Source organism: Cryobacterium adonitolivorans, from assembly GCF_004402695.1.
Taxonomy (GTDB): domain Bacteria; phylum Actinomycetota; class Actinomycetes; order Actinomycetales; family Microbacteriaceae; genus Cryobacterium; species Cryobacterium adonitolivorans.
In genome coordinates this window covers 17287-39269 of the sequence record NZ_SOFL01000005.1, presented here as the reverse complement: position 1 = coordinate 39269, position 21983 = coordinate 17287, and the positions used below count along the sequence as shown (strand labels likewise).

Here is a 21983-nt window from a genome sequence, read left to right as displayed (position 1 = left end):
CATCGGCGTTGTCGGACTGGCGGTGATGGGCTCCAACCTCGCCCGCAACCTCGCCAGCCGCGAAGGCAACACCGTGGCCGTCTACAACCGTTCACCCGAACGCACCCGGCTGCTCACCGATGAGCACCCCGAGGCCGGCTTCGTCGCCTCCGAGACCATCGAGGAGTTCGTCGCCTCACTCAAGGCCCCCCGCACCGCCATCATCATGGTGCAGGCCGGCACGGGCACCGACGCCGTGATCAGCCAGCTCACCGAGCTTTTCGAGCCCGGCGACATCATCGTCGACGGCGGCAACGCCCTGTTCACCGACACCCTGCGCCGCGAGAAGGCTGTCCGCGAGACCGGCATCAACTTCGTCGGCGCCGGCATCTCCGGTGGCGAAGAAGGCGCCCTCAAGGGCCCGAGCATCATGCCCGGCGGCAGCGCCTCGGCGTACGTCACCCTCGGCCCGATCCTCGAGTCCATCGCCGCGGTCGTCGACGGCGTGCCCTGCGTCACCCACGTGGGCACCGACGGCGCCGGCCACTTCGTCAAGATGATCCACAACGGCATCGAGTACGCCGACATGCAGCTCATCGGCGAGGCGTACGACCTGATCCGTCGCGGAACCGGCAAGACCCCGGCCGAGATCTCCGAGATCTTCACCGAGTGGAACAAGGGCGACCTCGAAAGCTACCTCATCGAGATCACAGCGGAGGTCCTCAAGCAGGTCGACGCGGAGACCGGGAAGCCGCTCGTCGACGTCATCCTCGACCAGGCCGGCAGCAAGGGCACCGGCGTGTGGACCGTGCAGACAGCGCTCGACCTCGGCATCCCCGTCTCCGGCATCGCCGAGGCCGTGTTCGCCCGCTCCGTCTCCTCCAAGCCCGCACAGCGCGCCGCCGCCGCCGCTCTCCCCGGCCCTACCGCCAACCCCGTCGAAGACGTCGATGGCTTCATCGAGGGTGTCCGCCAGGCGCTTTACGCGTCCAAGGTCATCGCCTACTCGCAGGGCTTCGACGCCATCGTCGCCGGCGCCGAGCAGTACAACTGGGACATCAAGAAGGGCGAGATCGCGAAGATCTGGCGCGGTGGCTGCATCATCCGCGCCCGCTTCCTCAACCGCATCACCGAGGCGTACACCGAGAACCCGGGACTTGTCTCGCTCGTCACCGCCCCGTTCTTCACCGATGTTGTCGCCACGGCGCAGGACTCCTGGCGCAACGTTGTCGCCGACGCTGCCCACGCCGGCATCCCCGCGCCGGTTTTCGCCTCGTCGCTGGCGTACTACGACAGCCTGCGTGCTGACCGCCTTCCCGCTGCCCTCACCCAGGGCCAGCGCGACTTCTTCGGAGCGCACACCTACAAGCGCACCGACAAGGACGGCACCTTCCACACCCTCTGGTCCGGCGACCGCACCGAGATCGTCACAGAGGGTTCCTCGCACTAGAGGCTCGTCCCCCGCACCACCCGCACACCCGCCCGGCAACTGTTGCCCGTGCGGACATTTGCGCCCCGCACGCCGGCCGCAAAAGTCCGCATGGGCAACAGTTGTTGGGGTGGGTCAGCGGATGACCGGCAGCCCGGCGCCCCGTAGAATGCGCCGCAGCGTCGCCCGATCGGTCAGCTCGGCCCATCCCCAGCGCACCACGGTGAAGCCCTCGGCGCGCAGGTGGTCCTCGCGAATCTTCTCCTCATAGACGACCTCTCCGGGACTCCGACCGCGCAGGTATTCTTCCTTCAGGTACTTGCCCTTTCCATCGAATTCCCCGATCAGCAGCGACGCACGCCACTCGTGATCAGTGAAGTACCAGCCGCCACGAGGGTTCCGATGCGGTACCTGCAGTTCAGGGTCGGGAAAGCCCAGCTCGAAGATCGCGACCCGGCTCAGCGACTCCCCCGGGTTGGCCGCGTTCGGTCGGGCAAAGTCGATGGCTCGCTGCGCCCTGACCTGCCCGCGCGCCGAGCCGACCCTGGCCAGTGTCTCGGACAGCTCCTCGGCGTACACGAGCACCCGCGGATCCGCGCGATCCGGATTGAGAGCGTGATCGAGCGCCACGACGGCATCCGCGAAGCTCACGGTTCTGGCGAGGTCGAGCAATGTGCGCGCCGGGCTGGTGACGAGCATTCCATCGATCTCGACGATCTCCTCCCAGTCGAACTCGGTGCGGTGCACGAGCACACCGTTTTTGCTGCGCGCATGCGACTCCGGCCGCACCAGAACGTGCACGGCCCGCGGCCAGGCGCCGCCGAGCGGGATTCCCCAGAGCGCGGCCGCAGACTGATGACTGACCACGGGGTCGAGCCTCCTGGTTTCGACAACGGCCCGGATGCGGTCCAGGTACTTGTGGCCGGGGCCGAGGGCCGCCCAACGCTCCGCCGTCGTCAGCACGCCGCGACGAAGCCGGATGGCTTGGCCGAGGTCGACCTCCCGGCGGGCCTGACGGGCGTCGGTGTCGCTCACACCGATCTTCTTCACGAGAAACAGGCCCGTCTGTGGGTCCAACCGGTCAACAGTCATGGCTGGAGCGTCACATCCGGCGCACTGAAGCCACGGAAACCTACTGCCGCCTGTGCACAATCACGCAGCCGGCAGCCTGTGGAGGCCGAGCCGCCGACCCACGCCGAGGACCCGCCGAACGGCCGGTCCGCCCACTTCTGTTAGCCCGAGGCGAAGGGCAGGGCGGCGGCGGCGGGCGGGTCAGGGGCGGCGGGCGGCCAGGGCCAGGCGCAGGGCCCGGCCGAGCAGGCCCACGGCCAGCCACGCAGACGCGGCGACGACGCCGGGCCAGGGCAGCGTTGCCGCCAGGAGCAGGCAGCCGGCCACGCCCGCGTATTGCACCCAGCGGGCAAGCCAGCGCTGCTCGCTGGGCTGCCTCAGGGCGGCCAGGTGCGCGATCGCGTAGTAGACCAGCACCGCGCAGGCCGAGAAACCCACCAGCTGGGCGGGGTCCAGCACCAGCACGCCGAGCACCGCGACGAGGCCGATGGCCACCTCCGCCGTCACCGGGGAGTGCCGGCCGGGAGAGATGCGGCTGAGCGCGCCCGGCAGGTCGCCTTCCCTCGCCATCGCCAGCCCGGTGCGGCTGAGGCCGGCCAGGATGCCCGAGAGGGAGCCCAGGCAGGCGATGGTCGCCAGCACCCGCACGATGCCGGTCCACGGTTCGGCGCCGCCGACGAGGTCGGCCAGCGGCGAGACAGAGGCCGCCAGGCCGGCCGGCCCGAGCACGACCACGCAGAGCAGGCCGATCACCCCGTACACCGCCAGGGTGAGGCCCAGGGCCGTCAGGATCGCGCGGGGCAGGGTGCGGCGGGGGGCGCGCACCTCCTCCCCCAGCGTGGCCATGCGGGCATAGCCGGCGAACGCGAAGAAGATCAACCCGGCCGACTGCAGGATGCCCGCCCCGCCGCCCTCCAGCAGCGACCCGGTGTCGAACGAGGCGTTGAGCGACCCGCGGGCCAGACCGGCAGCCACCACGATCACCAGCACGAGCAGACCTCCGAGCACCAGGAACACCACCACGGCGCTGAGCCTGGCGGTGCTGCGGATGCCGGCCAGGTTGACGGCGCCAAGCACGAGGATCGCCAGCACGGCCACCGGCCGAGCCTGCTCAGGCCAGAGGTAGCCGCCCAGGATCGAGGCGATGGCGCCGGCAGAGGCGGTCTTGCCGGCCAGGAACAACCAGCCGGCGGAAAACCCCCACCACGCACCGAGGGTCGCCCGCCCGAACGCGTAGGCTCCCCCGGACACCGGATGGCTCATCGACAGTTGCGCTGAGCTCAGGGCGTTGAGCGAGGCGACCAGCCCTGCCAGGACGAGCCCGACGAGCAGGCCGGAGCCGGCCGCCGCCGCCGCCGGCACCCACACGAAGAACACTCCGGCACCGATCATGGCGGCCAGGCCCAGCATGGTCGCACCGCCGGTGCCGAGGTGCCGCTGGAGGGTGCCGTGTCCCTCCCGCCGATCCGCTGCGCTCATGCGGCCAGCGTACGGCCACGAGGTGAACTGCAGGCATCCGCAATCGGGCACCCTCAATCCGGCGCAGTCTGATTTACTGGAGGGCACCCATGAGCGATTTTCACCCCGAACTCTCCGGCTACGAACCGACGGATTCCTCCCGGCCCCTCCGCGGCCGGCGGATGGTGCTGCTCATGCGCATCACCGTGATCCTCGGCCTGGTCGCCCTGCTCGTGCCAGGGGTGCTGACCACCCTGAGCATCGCCTCGGCCACGGCGGCCCGGGCCTGCGCCGCGGCTGTGTCGCGCTACTACCCGCTCTCCGAGGGCATCGACGCCCGGTTCGAGCTGGTCGGGTCGGGCGGCTTCGGCTGGCAGTGTTACGCGATCGACCAGAACGAACGCCAGACCTTCGTCCTCCCGCTGGGCATCATCCCGGGCCCGTTCCGCCCTCCGGCCACCAGCGTCTCCTAGCCCGCGCAGTCCAACTGCCGACGACAGGCATCCGATGGGACCCACCTTCACCTTCACGACGGCGCTGTGGAACACCGAGAGCATGAACGCGTGGGTGTTCGTCTCGATGCCCGGTGACCAGTCAGAGGAGATCCGGGAACTCACCGACGGACTGCGCGTCGGGTTCGGCTCACAACGTGTGCGGGTGACCCTCAACGACTCCACGTGGGCCACCTCGATCTTCCCCGAGAGCGTAACGGGCAGGTTCGTGCTGCCGGTGAAGAAGGCCATCCGCCAGGCCGAGGGAATCGACGTGGGCGACACGGCGACGGTCACCGTCGAACTCGTGCTCTGAAACACAGAAGGCCGGCCCGAGAACGGGACCGGCCAGCTGCCTACTGAGAGCGGATGCTTACGCAGCGCCCTCGAACATCGACGTGACGGATCCCTCGTCGAAGACCTCGTGGATGGCGCGCGCCAGCAGCGGCGCGATCGGCAGCACGGTCAGCGTGGGGAAGCGCTTGTCCTCGGGGATCGGCAGGGTGTCGGTGACGACGACTTCCTGGATGGCCTCGTTCTGCAGCAGCTCGAGCGCGGGCGGGCTGAACACGGCGTGCGTCGCGGCGACAACGACACCGATGGCGCCGGCGGCCCGCAGGGCCTCGGCGGCCTGGACGATGGTGCGACCGGTGTCGATCAGGTCGTCGACGATCAGGCAGACCCGGCCCTTGACCTCTCCGACGATCTCGTGCACGGTGATCTGGTTGGGCACCAGCGGGTCGCGGCGCTTGTGGATGATGGCCAGCGGGGCGCCGAGCTTGTCGCTCCAGATGTCGGCGACACGCACGCGACCCATGTCCGGCGACACGATGGTGAGGGTCGACGGGTCGAGCTTGGCCCGGAAGTGCTCGAGGAGCACCGGCATGGCGAAGAGGTGGTCGACGGGTCCGTCGAAGAAGCCTTGGATCTGTGCGGCGTGCAGGTCGACCGACATGATGCGGTCGGCGCCGGCAACCTTGAACAGGTCGGCGACGAGGCGAGCGGAGATCGGCTCGCGGCCGCGGCCCTTCTTGTCCTGACGGGCGTACGGGTAGAACGGGGCGACCACGGTGATGCGCTTGGCCGAGGCGCGCTTGAGCGCGTCAACCATGATGAGCTGTTCCATCAGCCACTCGTTGATCGGGTTGGTGTGCGACTGGATGACGAAGGCGTCGGCGCCGCGCACGCTCTCGTCGAAGCGGGCGTAGATCTCGCCGTTCGCGAAGGTGCGTGCGTCGGTGGGGATCAGCTCCGAACCAAGTTCTGCGGCGATGTCGATCGCGAGTTGTGGGTGTGCTCGCCCCGAGATGAGCACCAATTTCTTCTCGCCGCTGCTCTTGATTCCAGGCACCTAGTCTCCGCTCTGTGACGCGGCTGTCGCCGCGTCTGTTCCCGGCCTGTTGGTCTCTACCCAACCGACCATATTGCGTTGCGGAGCCACGTTGATCGCGAGCGCCCCGGCCTGCACGTCCTTACGGACCACGGTGCCGGCGCCCGTGTAGGCTCCGTCACCAATTCTAATCGGCGCGACGAACACGTTGTGCGACCCGGTGCGCACATGCGACCCGATCACCGATGGGTTCTTGGTCACTCCGTCGTAATTCGCGAAGATCGTACCCGCGCCGATGTTGGAGTGCACCCCGACCGTGGCGTCGCCGACGTAGCTAAGGTGCGGCACCTTGCTGCCCTCGCCGATGACGGCGTTCTTGGTCTCCACGAAGGTGCCGATCTTGCCGTCTGCGCCCAGCCAGGTGCCCGGACGCAGGTAGGCGAACGGGCCGACGGTGGCGCCGACGCCGATGACCGCGAGTGTGCCGTCGGTGCGCTTGACCGTGGCCCCCTCGCCGATCTCGCAGTCCAGCAGGGTGGTGTCCGGGCCGATGATCGCGCCGGTGGCCACCGTGGTGGAGCCGAGGATCTGGGTGCCGGGCAGCAGCGTCACGTCGTTCGCGAGCGTGGCCTTGAGGTCGATCCAGGTGGTGGCCGGGTCCTGCACGGTCACGCCGGCCAGCTGCCAGCCCCGCACGATGACGGCGTTGAGCTTGGCGGCGGTGTCGCTGAGCTGGGCCCGGTCGTTGATGCCGGCGACGAGCCAGGCATCCGCCACCGGCACGGCCCGCACCTCTGACCCGGCGGCGCGGAGCAGCCCGATCACGTCGGTGAGGTACTTCTCGCCCTGCACGTTGTCGGTCGTGAGGCTGGCCAGCTGGTCGCGCAGTGCGCTCAGACCGAAGACGTAGACGCCGGCGTTGATCTCGTCAACGGCGCGTTCGTCGTCGCTGGCGTCCTTGTGCTCCACGATCCGGTCGAAGCTGCCGTCGTCCCCACGGATGATGCGGCCGTAGCCGGTGACGTCGGTCGGGAACGCCGAGAGCACGGTGGCGGCCACCTCGGCGCGTTCGCGGTGCGCCTCGATGAAGTTGGCCAGGGTGGCGGCGTTCAGCAGCGGCACGTCACCGCTGATCACGAGCACATCACCGTCGAAGTCGGCCGGCAGAGAGTCGACGGCCTGCTGCACGGCACGGCCGGTGCCGGGAACCTCGTCCTGGTCGACGAGCAGGCTCTCCGGCAGGTCGAAGGCGACGAGCTCGGCGAGGCGCTCCCGCTCGTGCCGGAGCACCGTGATCACGTGCGCGGCATCCAGTGCCCTGGCCGTGGCGAGAACGTGGCTGATGATCGGCAGTCCGGCCAGCGGATGCATGAGCTTGGGCAGGCTGGACTTCATGCGGGTGCCCTGGCCGGCGGCCAGCACGATGATGGCGAGGCGGGAATCGGTCACGGGGGTCCTCTCAACGGGTTCTCACACAAGAGCTCCGCCGCCAGGACTCGAACCTAGACCTAACAGCTCCAAAGGCTGTCGTGCTGCCATTACACCACGGCGGATTGCTTCGACCTGGGCCGGGCAACGGAGTCAAGTCTGCCAGATGCGCGGGCACCCGTGCGTCATCTGCGGTTTCCGGCGTCTTCGAAAACCGGATAATGGACGGATGCCTGCCAATGACGAAGTCGACCGGATCGTTGATGCGTGGTTGCGGGAGCGCCCTGACCTGGATTTTGCTCCCCTTCAGGTTTTCTCCCGCGTCGCCCGGCTGAGCAAGCACCTGGACCGCGCCCGCCGCACCGCCTTCTCCCGCTCGGAGCTGGACTCCTGGGAATTCGACGTGCTGTCGGCGCTCCGCCGGGCCGGCGCCCCGTTCGAGCTGAGCCCGAAGCTGCTGCTGCAGCAGACCCTGGTCTCCAGCGGCACCATGACCAACCGAATCGACAGGCTGGTCGAGCGCGGCCTGGTCACCCGGCGCACCGACCCCAACGACGGCCGCGGCATCTTCGTGGGCATGACCGCGGGCGGCCTGACCCGGGTGGATGCCGCCATCACCCGCTTGGTCGACGCCGAGGCCGCCCTGCTGGCCAGCCTGCCGGCCGCCGACCAGGAGCGGCTGGCCGCGCTCCTCCGCCGCCTCAGCCTGGACTTCGACTAGCGCTCAGCGGCGCAGGGCCTTGCGGGCCAGCCGGTTGCCGAGGAACTGCACAACCTGCACGAAGATGATGATCAGCAGCACGGCGGCCCAGGTGACGACGGGGTCGAACTGGCGCCAACCGTAGAGCAGCGCGAACGCGCCCAGGCCGCCGCCGCCGACGTAGCCGGCAACCGCTGACATGTCCACCAGCGCCACGAAGATGAACGTGTAGCCCAGGATCAGCGGGCCCAACGCCTCGGGCAGCAGCACAGTGAAGATGATGCGCACGGGCCCGGCGCCGACGCTGCGGGCCGCTTCGATCACGCCGGGCGTCACGGTGAGCAGGTTCTGCTCCACGATGCGCGCCATCGCGAACATCGCCGCGAGGGCGATCGTGAAGATCATGGCGTTGTTGCCGATACCGGTGCCCACCACGGCGCGGGTGAGCGGTTGCACGGCGGCCAGGAAGATGATGAACGGGATGGGCCTAATGGTGTTCACGAGAACGTTGAGCACGCCGAACACGGGCCGGTTGGCCAGGATGCTGCCCGCCCGGGTGAGGTAGAGGCCAAGGCCAGCGATCAGGCCGCCGAACCCGCCGAGGAGCAGGGTGAGGCCCACGATGTACAGGGTCTCCCATGCGGCTACCCACAGTTGGGGCAGAAGAGTGATGAGTCCGTCCATGGTCAGCGCACCTCGGTGACTGTCGTGAGCGCGCGCACCCGGTCGAGTGCGGCGTCGATGGTCACGTCGTCGCCGGTCAGCGCGAGGGTGAGGTGCCCGAACGGGCGCCCCTGGATTTCGTTGATGCCGCCGTAGACGACCTGGAAGGCGATCCCGTCGCGGGACAGTTCGCCGAACACCTGGGTTTGGTCTACCGTGTCGCTGCGGAACGCGAGGGTCACGATGCGGCCGCTGTGCCGGCCGCGGAGCACCTCCAGCTCGGGCCTGGACGGCAGCCCCTTCACCACGGTCGAGACGAAGCGCGCGGATGCGGCCTGCTGCGGGTTCGAGAACACGTCGAACACATCGCCGCGCTCGATGATGCGGCCCTGGTCCATCACGGCGACCTTGGTGGCCAGCGTCTGGATGACATCCATTTCGTGGGTGATGACGATGATGGTGACGCCGAACTCGCGGTTGACCCGCTTGAGGAGTTCGAGCACTTCGTTGGTGGTCTCGGGGTCGAGGGCGCTGGTGGCCTCATCGGCCAGCAGCAGCGCCGGCGACGAGGCCAGGGCGCGGGCGATGCCCACCCGCTGCTTCTGCCCGCCGGAGAGCTGGTCTGGGTAGGCGCCGGCCTTGTCGGCCAGTCCCACGAAGTCGAGCATCTCGGCGACACGCTTCGTGCGTTCGGCCTTGTCGCGGCCGGCCACCTCGAGCGGGTACGCCACGTTGCGGGCGACGGTGCGGGAGTTCAGCAGGTTGAACTGCTGGAAGATCATGCCGATGCCCAGTCGCACCGGCCTCAGGTCGCGTTCGGGCAGCTGGGCGACGTCCCGGCCGTCGATGAAGATCTGGCCGGCGGTTGACCGCTCGAGCACGTTCACCAGACGCACCAGGGTGCTCTTGCCCGCACCGGAGTAGCCGATGATGCCGTAGACGTCGCCGGCGTCGATGCTGATGCTCACGTCGTCGATCGCCGTCACATCCGGGGCGCCCTTGACGGTGGCCGGGTACACCTTGCTGACGTTGCGGAGTTCCACGAGTGGGGTTTGAGCGGTCATGCAGATCCTTCGGTTGGAACGGGGAAAGGCCGGCCGCGCCTCACGGGGAGGGGCGGCCGGCCGGGAAATGCTTACTTCTGGGCTGCGGTGTCCTTCTCGACCGTGGCCAGCGCGGACTGGAGGTCGGCGGGCGGCGTGGTGGCCAGGACCGCGGAGTTGCCGGAGACCTCGAGCAGGCCGTCGGTGACGGCCGTCGTGGTCTGGAAGATGTCGACGAGCTTGGCGTAGGTCTCGTTGTCCTTGTCTTCGGCGCGCACGGCGAACACGTTCACGTACGGCAGTGCGGACTCGTCGGAGGGGTCGTCCTTGATGAGGGCGTCCTCGAACTTGAGGCCGGCCTTCTCCACGAAGTCGTTGTTGATGATCGCGGCATCCACGTCGGGCAGCGACGTCGCGGTGAGGGAGGGCTCGAGCGCGGTGACGGTGACGAGGGACTTCTCGGTGTCGACGTCGTCGAGGGTGGAGAAGATCGTGCCGCCGTCCTTGAGGGTCAGCAGGTCAGCGCTCTGCAGCACGAGCAGCGCGCGGGCCAGGTTGCTGGCGTCGTTGGGCACGGCCACCGTGTCGCCCTTGCCCAGGTCCGCCACGTCGGTGACCTTGGTGGAGTACAGGCCGAGCGGGTAGATGGCCGTCGCGCCGACGGGCGTGAGGTCTTCGCCGCTGGAGACGTTGTAGTCGGCCAGGTAGACCAGATGCTGGAACTGGTTGATGTCGATGTCGCCGTTGGTCAGGGCCGGGTTGGGCTGGTTGTAGTCGGCGAAGTCGACGACCTCGACGGTGATGCCCTCTTCGGCGGCAGCCTCGGTGTAGTCGGCCCAGTAGGGGTCGCTGGCCCCGACGACACCGATCTTCACGGTCTCGTCGTCGCCGCCGGCGCCACCGGCGCAGCCGGCGAGCAGGGTCACGCTGGCGCCGAGCGCCAGGGCGGCCAGGAGGCTCTTCTTCAGGCTGCTGTTCTTGAGGCTGCTGTTCTTCACGCTGCTGATCTCCACGTTTCGTGTCGTTGTCGCTCTGGTCTGGCATCCGCCCGGTGCAGGCGGTGGCGTCGCACACGACACAGTCGTTTCAGGCACAGGCAACCACGGGTCAACGCGTGGGGATTCTGTGCCGCAGCGTCGCGTGGCACTCTTCTACGGTAGTCGCAGCTCGGTCACGCCGTGCGCCGCTCGGACACGGAACGTCACAGATACTTCGACGAAAGCCGCCCAGTCACAGAATCTGCGAGCTCGGCGGCGGGTCGAGCAACCGGGGGTGCCGGTGGTGAAACTGTTGACTCACTTTTCGAGCAGCACCGAGAGTTCCACCCAGCGGGTTTCGAAGCCGGCGACGGCGTCCTCGGCCGCGGCGACCTCGGCGGTGAGCGTGCCCAGGCCCGCGTAGTCACTCTGGTCGTGCGCGGCGAGGGTGTTGTGCAGTTCCTTGATTTTGGCCTGCTGCTTGGCGACCTTGCGGTCGATGGAGGCGAGCTCTTTCTGCGCATTGCGCAGCTCGGCGCCGCCGAGGGCCGGCTTGCCGGAGCCCTTGACCGTGGCGGACGTCGGCGACGCCGCATCCGCCGTGAAGGCGCCGCCGGCGACCTGGCGCTTACGCAGCTCGAGGTACTGGTCGACACCGCCGGGCAGGTGGTGGAAGCCGCCGTCGGAGACCGCGTACTGGTTGTCGGTGACACGCTCGATCAGGTAGCGGTCGTGCGAGACCACGAGCAGCGTGCCGGGGAAGGAGTCCAGCAGGTCTTCCATGGCCGCGAGCATGTCGGTGTCCAGGTCATTGGTGGGCTCGTCGAGGATGAGCACGTTCGGCTCGTCCAGCACTATCAGCAGCAGCTGCAGGCGGCGCTTCTGCCCACCGGAGAGGTCCTTGACCTGAGTGGAGAGCTGGGCGCTCATGAAGCCCATGCGCTCGAGCATCTGGCCGGGCGTGATCTCCTTGCCGCCGGCCATGTACGAGGTGCGCTGGCGGGCGATGACGTCGCTGACCCTGTCGTTGCGGATGTCGTCGAGCTCGAACAGCTGCTGGGTGAGAACGGCGACCTTGATGGTCTTGCCGCGCTTGACCTTGCCGCTGTCGGGCGCGAGGGTGCCGGCCACGAGGTTGAGCAGGGTCGACTTGCCGGCGCCGTTGACGCCGAGGATGCCGGTGCGCTCGCCCGGCGCGATCAGCCAGGTCACCTTGTTGAGCACGGTCTTCTCGCCGAAGGCGACGGAGACGTCGACGAGGTCGACGACGTCCTTGCCGAGGCGCTGCATGGCCATCGACTGCATCGACACGGTGTCGCGGGGCGGCGGCTCGTTCTCGATCAGTTCGTTGGCGGCGTCGATGCGGAACTTGGGCTTGGCGGTGCGGGCGGGCGCGCCGCGGCGGAGCCAGGCCAGTTCCTTCTTCATCAGGTTCTGGCGCTTGCCCTCCATCACGCTGCTCATCCGGTCGCGCTCGACACGCTGCAGGATGTAGGCGGCGTAACCACCCTCGAACGGTTCGATCAGGCGGTCATGCACCTCCCAGGTCATGTTGCAGACCTCGTCGAGGAACCACCTGTCGTGGGTGACGACCACGAGGCCGCCGGAGTTCTGGGCCCACCGGTTCTTGAGGTGGCCGGCCAACCAGGAGATGCCCTCAACGTCGAGGTGGTTGGTGGGCTCATCGAGGAAGACCACGTCGTGGTCGCCGATGAGAACCTGGGCGAGGGCCACCCGGCGGCGCTGGCCACCGGAGAGGTCGTCGACGAGGGTGTCCCAGGGGATGTCGCGCACGAGGCCGGCGATGACGTCGCGCACCTTCGAGTCGCCCGCCCAGACGTGCTCGTCGATGCCGCCGACGATGGTGTGACCCACGGTCTGGCCGTTGACGAGGTCGTCGGACTGGTCGAGCACGCCGATGGTGACGCCGCGTCGGCGGGTCACCCGGCCGGAATCGGGCTCCATGCGGCCGGCGAGCAGGCGCAGGAGGGTGGACTTGCCGTCGCCGTTGCGGCCGACGATGCCAATGCGGTCACCCTCGTTCAGTCCGGCGGTGACGCTGTCGAAGATGACGCGGGTGGGAAATTCGAGGTGCAGGGACTCGGCCCCGAGCAAATGTGCCATAGGGTTCGAGCCTATCCCCCGCAGCTGAGAGCCCTGACCGCCTCGTCGGCGACGGTGCCCGCTGCGTACGGCTAGGAGGTGAGGATTCGGGCGCCGTGCACGGGGCCGGTCGCGCGCACCACATTCAGCCGGGCGGCGCTGAGCGCCACCGTCAGTTCGAGGCCGGCATCCAGGTCGGGCACCAGGAACGCCACGGTGGGACCGGAACCCGAGAGGATGCCGGCCAGCGCTCCGTTGGCCTCGCCGAGTTCGAGCACCCGGCCCAGGCCGGGCGCCAGCTGCAGCGCGGGGGCCTGCAGGTCGTTGTGCATCGTGTCGGCGAGCATGGCCGGGTCCCCCGCGCGCAGGGCCTGCAGCACGTCCGAGTCCACGGTGGGCTGCTGCTGGGCGGGGAAGATGTCCTGGGCGTGCCGGGTGCGGTGCCGGTCCAGCTCGCTGTACACCGAGGGTGTCGACATGCCGAACTCGGCAAGGGCGAGCACCCAGTGGAAGGTGCCCTTGGCCAGCGCGGGGCTCAGCTGGTCGCCGCGACCGGTGCCGATGGCGGTGCCGCCGGTGAACGCGAACGGCACGTCGGCGCCGAGGGTTGCCGCGATCTTCAGCAGCTCCTCCTTGCTGAGCTCGGTCCCCCAGAGCGCGTCGCAGGCGAGCAGAGTGGCCGCGGCATCCGCCGAGCCGCCGCCCATGCCGCCGGCGATGGGCACGTTCTTGTCGATCTCGAGGTGCACCCCGCCGGCGAATCCGGTGGCCCTGGCCAACGCCCGGGCCGCCTTGATCGCGAGGTTGCTGCCGTCGACGGCCAGGGCCGACGAATCGACAGACCCGGTGAATTCGACGCTGAAGTCGTCGGAGGCGCGGGCTCGAACGTCTTCGTAGAGGGAGACGGCCTGGAACGCCGTGGCGAGATCGTGGTAACCGTCGTCCATCACGGCACCCACTTTGAGGAAGACGTTGATTTTGCCCGGGGCCCGCGCATGCACAACCGGTGAGGTCGCCGTGGTGGTCATGTTCCTAACCTAGGCCAGCCAGGATCGGGCGATGGCCAGGAAATCGTGGACGGTGAGCTGCTCGCCGCGCTCGGTAGGGTCGATTCCGGCCGCGGTGAGCACCGCCGTCGCCTGGGCCGAGTCGCCGAGCACGCCCGACAGGGACTGGCGCAGCATCTTGCGGCGTTGCTGGAAGGCCCCGTCCACCAGGGCGAACGTCGCCAGGCGCAATTGCTCGGATTCGAGCGCCTCGGTGCGCCGTTCGAATGCGATGAGGATGGAGTCGACGTTGGGGACCGGCCAGAACACCTGCCGGCTGACCTTTCCGGCGGTGCGGAACTGCCCGTACCAGGCGGCCTTGACGCTGGGGCTGCCGTAGATTTTCGAGCCCGGCGTCGCGGCGAGGCGCTCGCCCACCTCGGCCTGCACCATCACCACACCGGCGTGGATGGACGCGAAGTGCTCGAGCAGGTGCAGCAACACCGGCACCGACACGTTGTAGGGCAGGTTCGCCACGAGGCGAGTGGGGTCACCGGGCAGTTCGGCGATTTTCAGCGCGTCGGCACGGATGACGGTGAGCGCGGCGCCGGGCTGCATCAGCTGCACCGTGAGCGGCAGCTGCTCGGCGAGGCGGTCGTCGATCTCGACGGCCACGACGGCGGCGCCCGCCTCGAGGATCCCCAGGGTGAGCGAACCCAGCCCCGGGCCCACCTCCACCACGGTTTCATCGGGCTGCACGGCGGCGACCTTGACGATGCGCCGCACGGTGTTGGGGTCGATGACGAAGTTCTGGCCGAGCTTCTTGGTCGGGTTCACCCCGAGCATCTCGGCGAGGTCGCGGATCTCGGCCGGCCCGAGCAGGGCGGCGGGCTCTTTGGCAGAGTGGTGGGCAGAGTCGGTCATGCGAGGCCTCCGGCCGGGCTGATGCGGGGGTCTCGGGGGGTGTCGGTCAACACCACGGGTTCCGCGTCCCAGCGGCCGTAGACGAGTTCAGTGTTCGAGGTGATCTGGGCGGCGAGCACGGAGACATCGGTCTGCAAGTGCTCGGCCATGGCGCGCAGGGTGTGCGGCAGCAGATACGGTGCGTTGGGGCGACCGCGATGCGGGGTGGGCGTGAGGTACGGCGCGTCGGTCTCCACCAGCAGCAGTGCGCGCGGGGCCACGTCGAGAGCTTCACGCAGCGTGACGGCGTTCTTGAAGCTCACCGGGCCGGCGAAGGACATATACCAGCCCTGGTCGGCGCAGAGCCGGGCCAGCTCGGCACCGCCGGAGAAGCAGTGGAAGACTGTGCGCTCCGGGGCGCCGACCCGCAACAGGGTCCGAGCGACCTCGTCGTGGGCGTCCCGGTCGTGGATCTGCAGGGCGAGGCCGTGCCGTTTGGCGATCTCGATGTGCGCCTCGAACGACCGGAACTGGGCCGCCCGGCCGTCGGGGGCGGTGCGGTAGAAGTCCAGGCCGGTTTCGCCGATGGCGACCACCCGGGGCCGGCCGGCGAGTTCGTCGATCACCGCGAGGCCCTCGTCGAGGGTGCCGGCGATCTCCAGCTCCGGCGCGTCGTTGGGGTGGATGGCGACGGCGGCGAGCATCCGCGGCTCACGGGCCGCCATCTCGGCCGACCAGCGGGAGGTGGCCACGTCGGTGCCCACTTGGATGACGCCGCGCACGCCCACGCTGGAGGCCAGGTCGAGCTGCTCGGCGACCGAAAGCGGAGACGCACCATCGGACAACCGCCGCCCTGAGCTTGTCGAAGGGTCGAGGTGCGTGTGGTTGTCGTAGACGCCGACGACCAGCGGCACCGGTGCCGGCGGGTAAACGAGGTCGCGGCCGGCGGTGGCCTCGCGCGAGCGGATGTGGGTGGAGTCGGCTGAATCGTTAGCCAACAGTGGCCTCGATGCGCGGGAACAAGGCGGCCAGCGGCGAGACGTGGGTGCCGCCGGTCCATTCCCAGGCCCGGTCGATCGGCTGATCCTGCACGAGCCCGGTGCCACCGAGGGCGGCCCAGAGCGTCGCGGTGGCCTGCGGGGTCACCGGGGAGAGCAGCACGGCGAGGGTGCCGAGCCCGCGCACCACGGTGTGCAGCACCGTTTCGAGGCGTTCGCGGTCGTCGGGGTTCTTGGCCAACGCCCACGGTTCCTGCGTGGTGATGTAGCCGTTGAGCTCATCAACGAGCTCCCACACAGCGGCGAGGGCCTCGTGCAGGGCGAGCCTGTCGATGGCCGCGTCGGCGACCTGGGTGACCCGGATCTCGGTTTCGCGGATGGCGGCATCCGCTTCGGTGGGTGTGCCGACGCCCGGGATCTCGCCGTCGCAGTAGCGCACGACCATGGCGATGACGCGGGAGGCGAGGTTGCCGAAGCCGTTGGCGAGCTCGGACTGGTAGCGGGCGGACAGGTCCTCCCAGGAAAAGGAGCCGTCCTGGCCGAAGCTGATCGCGCGCATGAAGTAGTACCGGAACGTGTCGGAACCGAAGGTGTCGGTGATCTGGTTCGGTGCGATGCCGGTGAGCTTGGACTTGCTCATCTTCTCGCCGCCGACGAGCAGCCAGCCGTGGCCGAACACCTGGGTGGGCACGGGCAGTCCGGCGGCCAGCAGCATCGCGGGCCAGATGACGGCGTGGAAGCGCAGGATGTCCTTGCCGACGATGTGCGTGGCGGGCCAGAGCCGGCTGAACTTCTCGTCGTCCTGGCCGTAACCGGCGGCGGTGATGTAGTTGAGCAGCGCGTCGAACCAGACGTAGACGACGTGGCTGTCGTCCCACGGCACCTTGATGCCCCAGTCGAAGCTCGACCGCGAGATCGACAGGTCGCTCAGGCCCTGCTTGACGAAGGAGATGACCTCGTTGCGGGCGGATTCGGGCTGGATGAAGGTGGGGTTGGCCTCGTACATGGCCAGCAGCCGGTCGGTGAAGGTGCTCATGCGGAAGAAGTAGTTCTTCTCGTGCAGCAGCTCGACGGGGATGGAGTGGATGGCGCAGACCTGCTGGCCGGTGTATTCGCCGGCGCCGTCGACGAGGTCACCGGGCTGCTTGTACTCCTCACAGCCCACACAGTAGAAGCCCTCGTACTCGCCCGTGTAGATGTGGCCGGCGTCGAAGAGGTGCTGCAGGAACTTCTGCGCGTTCACCTCGTGGCGCACGTCAGTGGTGCGGATGAAGTCGTCGTTGGTGATGTCGACGGTCTTCAGCAGCGGCTTCCACGCGGTCTCGACCAGACGGTCGGCCCACTCCTTGGGAGTGACTCCGTTGGCCGTGGCGGTGCGCAGGATCTTCTGGCCGTGCTCGTCGGTGCCGGTGAGCAGCCAGGTGTCCTCCCCGCGCTGGCGGTGCCAGCGGGCAAGCACATCCGCGGCCACCTCCGTGTAGGCGTGCCCGATGTGCGGGACATCATTCACATAGAAAATAGGCGTGGTGATGTAAAAAGATGAGCCGTCGGACATGCTCACATCTTATGGGGACCTGCGGAGGCGCCAGACCCTGTTACGCCGCGCTGCTGCCCGGCACCGGCTCAGTCCAGCGGCAACTCGGGCTGCGGGGCGGCCTTCTGGCGGGGCGACCCGGCACCGGCGGCCTTGCCGGTGAGCGCGGCCTCGTAGAGGTCGCGCTTGCCGAGCCCTGATGCGGCGGACACGTCGGCCGCGGCGTCCTTCAGGCGTGCACCGGCCGCGACCAGGGCCAGAACCTCTTCGACCCCGGTGGCCAGGTCAAGCACCCGGGGGGTTGCCCCGGCGACCACGATGCAGATCTCGCCGCGGACGCCCTCCGCGGCCCATTCGGCCAGTTCCGCGGCGGTGCCCCGCTTGACCTCTTCGTAGAACTTGGTCAGTTCCCGGCAGACCACCACGCGGCGGTCGGCGCCCAGCGCGGCGGCGAGGTCGGTGAGCGAGGCGGCGAGCCGGTTGGGCGATTCGAAGAAGACCATGGTGCGGCGTTCGGTGGCCACCTCGCGCAGCGCCTGCATCCGCTCGCCGTGCTTGCGAGGCAGGAAGCCCTCGAAGGTGAACCTGTCGGTGGGCAGGCCGGAGACGGCCAGCGCGGTGAGCACGGCCGACGGGCCGGGCAGCGCCGTGACGGTCACGCCGGCGGCGACAGCGGCATCCACCAGGTGGAAGCCGGGGTCGGAGACCGTGGGCATGCCGGCATCGCTGAGCACGAGCAGGTCGGTGTCGCGGGCGAGTTCGACGAGTTCGGCGGCCTTGCCGCGCTCGTTGTGGTCGTGCAGGGCGATCAGCCGGGGCCGGTTCTCCACTCCGAGGGCCTTGAGCAGGTGCACGGTCACCCGGGTGTCCTCGGCGGCGATGACGGTGCTGGTGCGCAGCGCCTCGATCAGGCGGGTCGAGGCGTCCCCGAGGTTTCCGATGGGAGTGGCAGCCAGAATGATCATGGTCTCAGTCTCGCAGCAGTGGCTCACTACGATGGTCAGGTGCTCCTCACCCACCCTGCGAACGATCGTGTGACCGACCGTTGGAGCGCCCTGTGGGCCCACCGGTGGGTTCGCCTGGCCGGTCCGGTGCTGGTGGTGCTGCTAGCGGGCGTCCTGCGGTTCTGGAACCTCGGCCACCCCGGCACGCTGGTGTTCGACGAGACGTTCTATGTGAAGGACGCCTGGAGCCTGTTCAACAACGGCTACGAGTCCACCTGGCCGGATGGAGCCGACGCCCTGTTCGCCGCCGGGCAGAGCAATATCTTCGGCACCGCACCGTCGTTCGTGGTGCATCCGCCGCTCGGCAAATGGCTGATCGCCCTGGGGCTGGCGGCATTCGGCGCCGACAACCCTTTCGCCTGGCGGGTCGTGACGGCGCTGGTCGGGCTGCTCGCCGTCGTGCTGCTCATGCTGATCGCCCAGAAGCTCTTCGGCTCGGTGCTGCTGAGCACGATCGCCGGTTTCCTCCTCGCCATCGACGGCAACGCCATCGTGATGAGCCGGGTGGCGCTGCTCGACAACTACGTGATGTTCTTCTCCCTGCTCGGCTTCGGCGCGGTGCTGATGGACCGGGATCACCACCGGGCCCGCCTCGGGGAGTGGCTGAACGAGAAGCGGGACAACGAGATCGAGCCCACCTGGGGCCCCGCGCTCTGGTGGCGGCCGTGGGTGCTGGCCGCGGGCCTGGCCTTCGGTCTGGCCTGTTCGGTGAAGTGGTCGGGGGCCTACTTCCTGGCCGCCTTCGGCATCTATCTCGTGGTGGTCGACGCGCTCGCCCGCCGTCGGGCGGGGCTGCCGTTCTGGGCCAGCGGCGCGATCCTCAAGCAGGGGCCGGTGACCTTCCTGCTCCTGGTGCCCGTGGCCGTGCTGACCTTCCTGGTCTCGTGGACCGGCTGGTTCCTCACCCGCGGCGGCTACTACCGGGACTGGGCAGATCAGGCCGGGCAGGCCTGGACCGGTGCTCTCGCCTGGGTGCCGCACAGCCTGCAGAGCTTCTGGCACTACCAGTCGGCCGCCTACGGCTACCACGTCGGCCTGGTCACCCCGCATCCGTACCAGGCCAACCCCCTCACCTGGCTGCTGATGAGCCGGCCCACGAGCATGTACTACCAGGGCTCGTCCCTGGGTGAGAACGGCTGCGGGTACGCCACCTGCTCAGAGGCCATCACCGGCATCGCCAACCCTCTGATCTGGTGGGCGGCCACCGCCGCCATCCTGTACCTGACCTACCGGCTCGTGCGTTACCGGGAATGGCGGGTCGGCCTGATCCTGATGGGTGTGGTCGCGGGCTACCTGCCCTGGCTGATGTACCTGAACCGCACGGTGTTCCAGTTCTATACGATCGCGTTCGAGCCGTACCTGATCCTCGGCCTCACCCTGGTGATCGGCCTGCTCCTCAAGAGCGGCTCCGGCCGGGCGATCGTGGCGGTGTTCCTGGCCCTGGCCACGATCGTCAGCGCCTACTACTTCCCGCTCTGGACCGGTGCCCAGGTCCCGTTCGCGTTCTGGCAGGCGCACATCTGGCTGCCGAGCTGGCGCTGACCAGCATCAACGCTCCTATTGCAGCGCGTGCATGTCTCGCGACATATGCCGAAATTGGAATACATCCCCTGTTAAAGGCGTGTGAATTCGAGGGGTTTTTGAGCCCTGAACCCGTAGGATGGCCGGTATCTGCTTGACGAGTGTTTGCTCTATAACCGACTGAGAAGTCCAGATACAAACCAAAGGCCTCATGTCGGAAGCATCTGCCGCACCCACGGTACGTATTGTCCGCACTCGCAAGGGTGGCGACTCCAAGAACCCCACCACCGAGTACTCCTCCCTGCTGCACACCGTGCGCAATCTCGGTCTGCTCGGCCGCCGTACGGGCTTCTACTGGGGCGTCTTCGCCGCCTTGGTGCTGATCACCGCGGGCCTCGGCGTCGGCTTCGTGCTGCTCGGCGACTCCTGGTACCAGCTGATCATCGCCGGCGTGCTCGGCATCATCCTCACCCAGTTCGCGTTCCTCGCCCACGAGGCGTCGCACCGCCAGGTCTTCCAGTCCGGCCCCGCCAACGACCGGGCCGGCCGCATCCTCGCGAACCTCTTCGTCGGCATCAGCTACGCCTGGTGGATGACCAAGCACAGCCGCCACCACGCCAACCCCAACGTGGTGGGCAAGGACCCCGACATCGACCCCGACGTGATCCGCTTCAATGAGAAGGATGCCTCAGAGGTCAACTGGCTCACCTCCTTCATCACCCGCAAGCAGGGCTACCTGTTCTTCCCGCTGCTCACGCTTGAGGGCATCAACCTGCACATCCACGGCTTCAAGACCGTCTTTGGCAAGGGCAAGGTCGACAAGCGCTGGCTCGAGATCACCATGCTCACCAGCCGTATCGTCATCTACCTGGGCGTCATCTTCTACTTCTTGCCGCTGGGCATGGCGTTCGCCTTCGTCGGCGTGCAGATGGCCGTCTTCGGTGTCTACATGGGCGCCTCCTTCGCCCCCAACCACAAGGGCATGCCGCAGCTGCCGCACGAGAGCAAGGTCGATTTCCTGCGTCGCCAGGTGCTCACGTCGCGCAACATCCGCGGCGGCACCTTCATGGACACCTTCATGGGCGGCCTGAACTACCAGGTCGAGCACCACCTGTTCCCGAACATGGCCCGCCCTCACCTGCGCAAGGCGCAGGAGATCACCAAGGAATACTGCGAGTCGAACAAGATCCTCTACACCGAGACCGGCCTGTTCGAGTCTTACGGCATCGTCGTCGCCTATCTCAACAAGGTGGGCCTGGCCGCCCGCGACCCGTTCGACTGCCCGATGGTGCAGCGCTTCCACCACCGCTGACACCCTCGCCGATGGGTAAAGTTGACCCAATGTGGATGCGAGGAGTTGCGCTGGCCGCGGGCGCCGCGCTCGTGGCGTGGGGCGTGCACGCCGTTGTCCCCGCGGTGCCGCTGCTAACCGCGGCCGTGCTGCTGGGCATCGTGGTGGGGCAGCTGCCCGTGCTGCGCCCGGCGCTCACCGGGGTGCTCTCCCCCGGGCTGACGCTGGCAGCCAATCGGCTGATGCGCCTGGGGGTGGTGCTGCTCGGCCTCAAGCTCAGTCTCGTGGACATCATCGGTCTGGGCTGGATCACGATCACCAGCACCGTGCTCATCGTGGTGCTGACCTTCTTCGGCACCCTGTGGCTCGGCCGCCGGGTCGGCCTGCTCGGCCACCAGCCGCTGCTCATCGCCACGGGCTTCGCCGTCTGCGGCGCCTCTGCGATCGGCGCGATGAGCGGCGTGGTCAAGGCCAGGGACCGGGAGACCGCCACCCCGGTGGCGCTGGTCACCCTGTGCGGCACCCTCGCGATCGGCGTGCTGCCGCTGCTCTGGCATCCGCTGGGCCTGACCGACCTGCAGTTCGGCCACTGGGTCGGCGCCGGCGTGCACGATGTGGGCCAGGTCGTCGCCACGGCGCAGATCGCCGGGTCGGCGGCCCTCGCCGTGGCCGTGGTCGTCAAGCTCACCCGGGTGCTGATGCTGGCGCCGCTCGTGGCGGGCGTTGCGGTGTACGAGCGCCGGCGGGTGGCCGTGGCGGCCGGTGCGGCGCCGGGAGGCCAAATCGATCGCACCGTCCGGCGTCCCCCGGTGGTGCCCCTCTTCGTCGCGGGCTTCCTGGTCATGGTGCTCGTGCGCACCTTCGTTCCGGTGCCCCCGACGGTGCTTGACGCCGCCGACCTGGTGCAGACCGTGTTGCTGGCGATGGCACTGTTCGGTCTGGGCACCGCCGTGCGCCTGACCGACCTCGTGCGCACCGGCGGCCGGGCGCTGGGTGTCGGCCTGGCCTCGTGGCTGCTCATCGCGGCCCTGGCCCTGGCCGCCGTGCGCCTCAGCTGAGCCGTGTGGCGCTCTG

The 21983-nt window shown here is 68.6% G+C and carries 20 protein-coding genes and 1 tRNA gene; 7 read left to right on the top strand and 14 right to left on the bottom strand.

Annotated features, from left to right (window positions below):
• Positions 1 to 25 precede the first annotated feature (25 nt).
• Positions 26 to 1429: an NADP-dependent phosphogluconate dehydrogenase gene (gene gndA, locus E3O42_RS01955; RefSeq protein ID WP_241984574.1), complete on the top strand. Its 1404-nt coding sequence runs from the start codon at positions 26 to 28 to the stop codon at positions 1427 to 1429.
• Between the two features lie 114 nt (positions 1430 to 1543).
• Here the strand turns inward: gndA and E3O42_RS01950 are convergent, their stop codons facing one another.
• Entirely contained in the window at positions 1544 to 2500 is a 957-nt protein-coding gene (locus E3O42_RS01950; protein WP_134452260.1) for a type IV toxin-antitoxin system AbiEi family antitoxin domain-containing protein, read from the bottom strand.
• Between the two features lie 180 nt (positions 2501 to 2680).
• A complete protein-coding gene (locus tag E3O42_RS01945) occupies positions 2681 to 3958 on the bottom strand; it encodes an APC family permease (protein ID WP_134452259.1) in 1278 nt (425 codons plus the stop codon).
• An 89-nt stretch (positions 3959 to 4047) separates the two neighbouring features.
• Here E3O42_RS01945 and E3O42_RS01940 point away from each other — a divergent pair, with 89 nt between their 5' ends.
• A complete protein-coding gene (locus E3O42_RS01940) occupies positions 4048 to 4410 on the top strand; it encodes a hypothetical protein (protein ID WP_134452258.1) in 363 nt (120 codons plus the stop codon).
• Positions 4411 to 4444: 34 nt separating this feature from the next.
• Positions 4445 to 4744, top strand: a complete 300-nt coding sequence (locus E3O42_RS01935) for a DUF1905 domain-containing protein (protein WP_134452257.1) — start codon at positions 4445 to 4447, stop codon at positions 4742 to 4744.
• A gap of 57 nt (positions 4745 to 4801) precedes the next feature.
• Here E3O42_RS01935 and E3O42_RS01930 read toward each other — a convergent pair whose 3' ends face one another.
• The 3 genes from E3O42_RS01930 to E3O42_RS01920 all read right to left on the bottom strand — a co-directional run bounded on the left by E3O42_RS01930 (position 4802) and on the right by E3O42_RS01920 (position 7311).
• Positions 4802 to 5779, bottom strand: a complete 978-nt coding sequence (locus tag E3O42_RS01930; protein ID WP_134452256.1) for a ribose-phosphate diphosphokinase — start codon at positions 5777 to 5779, stop codon at positions 4802 to 4804.
• Entirely contained in the window at positions 5780 to 7207 is a 1428-nt protein-coding gene (glmU, locus tag E3O42_RS01925; RefSeq protein ID WP_134452255.1) for a bifunctional UDP-N-acetylglucosamine diphosphorylase/glucosamine-1-phosphate N-acetyltransferase GlmU, read from the bottom strand. It abuts the gene before it with no gap.
• A gap of 32 nt (positions 7208 to 7239) precedes the next feature.
• Positions 7240 to 7311, bottom strand: a tRNA-Gln gene (locus tag E3O42_RS01920).
• Positions 7312 to 7415: 104 nt separating this feature from the next.
• Between E3O42_RS01920 and E3O42_RS01915 the strand changes: the two genes are divergently transcribed.
• A complete protein-coding gene (locus E3O42_RS01915) occupies positions 7416 to 7907 on the top strand; it encodes a MarR family winged helix-turn-helix transcriptional regulator (RefSeq protein WP_134452254.1) in 492 nt (163 codons plus the stop codon).
• Positions 7908 to 7910: 3 nt separating this feature from the next.
• On the opposite strand, the gene E3O42_RS01910 is transcribed toward E3O42_RS01915, so the two are convergent.
• The 9 genes from E3O42_RS01910 to rsmI all read right to left on the bottom strand — a co-directional run bounded on the left by E3O42_RS01910 (position 7911) and on the right by rsmI (position 18058).
• On the bottom strand, positions 7911 to 8570 hold the full coding sequence (locus E3O42_RS01910; protein WP_174844206.1) for a methionine ABC transporter permease: 660 nt from the start codon (positions 8568 to 8570) through the stop codon (positions 7911 to 7913).
• Positions 8571 to 8572: 2 nt separating this feature from the next.
• Positions 8573 to 9613: a methionine ABC transporter ATP-binding protein gene (locus tag E3O42_RS01905; protein ID WP_134452252.1), complete on the bottom strand. Its 1041-nt coding sequence runs from the start codon at positions 9611 to 9613 to the stop codon at positions 8573 to 8575.
• A 71-nt stretch (positions 9614 to 9684) separates the two neighbouring features.
• A complete protein-coding gene (locus tag E3O42_RS01900) occupies positions 9685 to 10590 on the bottom strand; it encodes a MetQ/NlpA family ABC transporter substrate-binding protein (protein WP_241984571.1) in 906 nt (301 codons plus the stop codon).
• 297 nt (positions 10591 to 10887) lie between these two features.
• On the bottom strand, positions 10888 to 12693 hold the full coding sequence (locus tag E3O42_RS01895; RefSeq protein WP_134452251.1) for an ABC-F family ATP-binding cassette domain-containing protein: 1806 nt from the start codon (positions 12691 to 12693) through the stop codon (positions 10888 to 10890).
• Positions 12694 to 12764: 71 nt separating this feature from the next.
• Positions 12765 to 13700 carry a 4-(cytidine 5'-diphospho)-2-C-methyl-D-erythritol kinase gene (locus E3O42_RS01890; RefSeq protein ID WP_134452250.1) on the bottom strand — a complete coding sequence of 312 codons (936 nt, stop codon included), beginning with the start codon at positions 13698 to 13700 and terminating at the stop codon, positions 12765 to 12767.
• Between the two features lie 9 nt (positions 13701 to 13709).
• A complete protein-coding gene (rsmA, locus tag E3O42_RS01885; RefSeq protein ID WP_134452249.1) occupies positions 13710 to 14582 on the bottom strand; it encodes a 16S rRNA (adenine(1518)-N(6)/adenine(1519)-N(6))-dimethyltransferase RsmA in 873 nt (290 codons plus the stop codon).
• Positions 14579 to 15559 (bottom strand): TatD family hydrolase, encoded by a 981-nt coding sequence (locus tag E3O42_RS01880; protein WP_134452248.1) that lies wholly within the window; start codon positions 15557 to 15559, stop codon positions 14579 to 14581. The genes rsmA and E3O42_RS01880 overlap by 4 nt, the downstream gene beginning before the upstream one ends.
• Positions 15552 to 17114, bottom strand: coding sequence for a methionine--tRNA ligase (gene metG, locus E3O42_RS01875; RefSeq protein WP_134452247.1), 1563 nt, complete (start codon positions 17112 to 17114; stop codon positions 15552 to 15554). The genes E3O42_RS01880 and metG overlap by 8 nt, the downstream gene beginning before the upstream one ends.
• Positions 17115 to 17182: 68 nt before the next feature.
• Positions 17183 to 18058, bottom strand: coding sequence for a 16S rRNA (cytidine(1402)-2'-O)-methyltransferase (gene rsmI / locus E3O42_RS01870; RefSeq protein WP_134452246.1), 876 nt, complete (start codon positions 18056 to 18058; stop codon positions 17183 to 17185).
• An 18-nt stretch (positions 18059 to 18076) separates the two neighbouring features.
• Here rsmI and E3O42_RS01865 point away from each other — a divergent pair, with 18 nt between their 5' ends.
• The 3 genes from E3O42_RS01865 (at position 18077) to E3O42_RS01855 (ending at position 21967) form a co-directional block, all read left to right on the top strand.
• Entirely contained in the window at positions 18077 to 19639 is a 1563-nt protein-coding gene (locus E3O42_RS01865) for a dolichyl-phosphate-mannose--protein mannosyltransferase (protein WP_241984570.1), read from the top strand.
• 190 nt (positions 19640 to 19829) lie between these two features.
• Entirely contained in the window at positions 19830 to 20930 is a 1101-nt protein-coding gene (locus E3O42_RS01860; protein ID WP_134452244.1) for a fatty acid desaturase family protein, read from the top strand.
• Positions 20931 to 20965: 35 nt separating this feature from the next.
• On the top strand, positions 20966 to 21967 hold the full coding sequence (locus tag E3O42_RS01855) for a YeiH family protein (protein ID WP_241984569.1): 1002 nt from the start codon (positions 20966 to 20968) through the stop codon (positions 21965 to 21967).
• The last annotated feature ends 16 nt before the right edge of the window (positions 21968 to 21983 follow it).

Bases quoted from the DNA above. Each gene is read 5' to 3' on its own strand.
- gndA (WP_241984574.1), top strand. From the start codon at position 26: ATGGGCTCCAACCTCGCCCGCAACCTCGCCAGCCGCGAAGGCAACACC.
- E3O42_RS01950 (WP_134452260.1), bottom strand. From the start codon at position 2,500: ATGACTGTTGACCGGTTGGACCCACAGACGGGCCTGTTTCTCGTGAAG.
- E3O42_RS01945 (WP_134452259.1), bottom strand. From the start codon at position 3,958: ATGAGCGCAGCGGATCGGCGGGAGGGACACGGCACCCTCCAGCGGCAC.
- E3O42_RS01940 (WP_134452258.1), top strand. From the start codon at position 4,048: ATGAGCGATTTTCACCCCGAACTCTCCGGCTACGAACCGACGGATTCC.
- E3O42_RS01935 (WP_134452257.1), top strand. From the start codon at position 4,445: ATGGGACCCACCTTCACCTTCACGACGGCGCTGTGGAACACCGAGAGC.
- E3O42_RS01915 (WP_134452254.1), top strand. From the start codon at position 7,416: ATGCCTGCCAATGACGAAGTCGACCGGATCGTTGATGCGTGGTTGCGG.
- E3O42_RS01910 (WP_174844206.1), bottom strand. From the start codon at position 8,570: ATGGACGGACTCATCACTCTTCTGCCCCAACTGTGGGTAGCCGCATGG.
- E3O42_RS01905 (WP_134452252.1), bottom strand. From the start codon at position 9,613: ATGACCGCTCAAACCCCACTCGTGGAACTCCGCAACGTCAGCAAGGTG.
- E3O42_RS01895 (WP_134452251.1), bottom strand. From the start codon at position 12,693: ATGGCACATTTGCTCGGGGCCGAGTCCCTGCACCTCGAATTTCCCACC.
- E3O42_RS01890 (WP_134452250.1), bottom strand. From the start codon at position 13,700: ATGACCACCACGGCGACCTCACCGGTTGTGCATGCGCGGGCCCCGGGC.
- rsmA (WP_134452249.1), bottom strand. From the start codon at position 14,582: ATGACCGACTCTGCCCACCACTCTGCCAAAGAGCCCGCCGCCCTGCTC.
- metG (WP_134452247.1), bottom strand. From the start codon at position 17,114: ATGTCCGACGGCTCATCTTTTTACATCACCACGCCTATTTTCTATGTG.
- rsmI (WP_134452246.1), bottom strand. From the start codon at position 18,058: ATGATCATTCTGGCTGCCACTCCCATCGGAAACCTCGGGGACGCCTCG.
- E3O42_RS01860 (WP_134452244.1), top strand. From the start codon at position 19,830: ATGTCGGAAGCATCTGCCGCACCCACGGTACGTATTGTCCGCACTCGC.
- E3O42_RS01855 (WP_241984569.1), top strand. From the start codon at position 20,966: ATGCGAGGAGTTGCGCTGGCCGCGGGCGCCGCGCTCGTGGCGTGGGGC.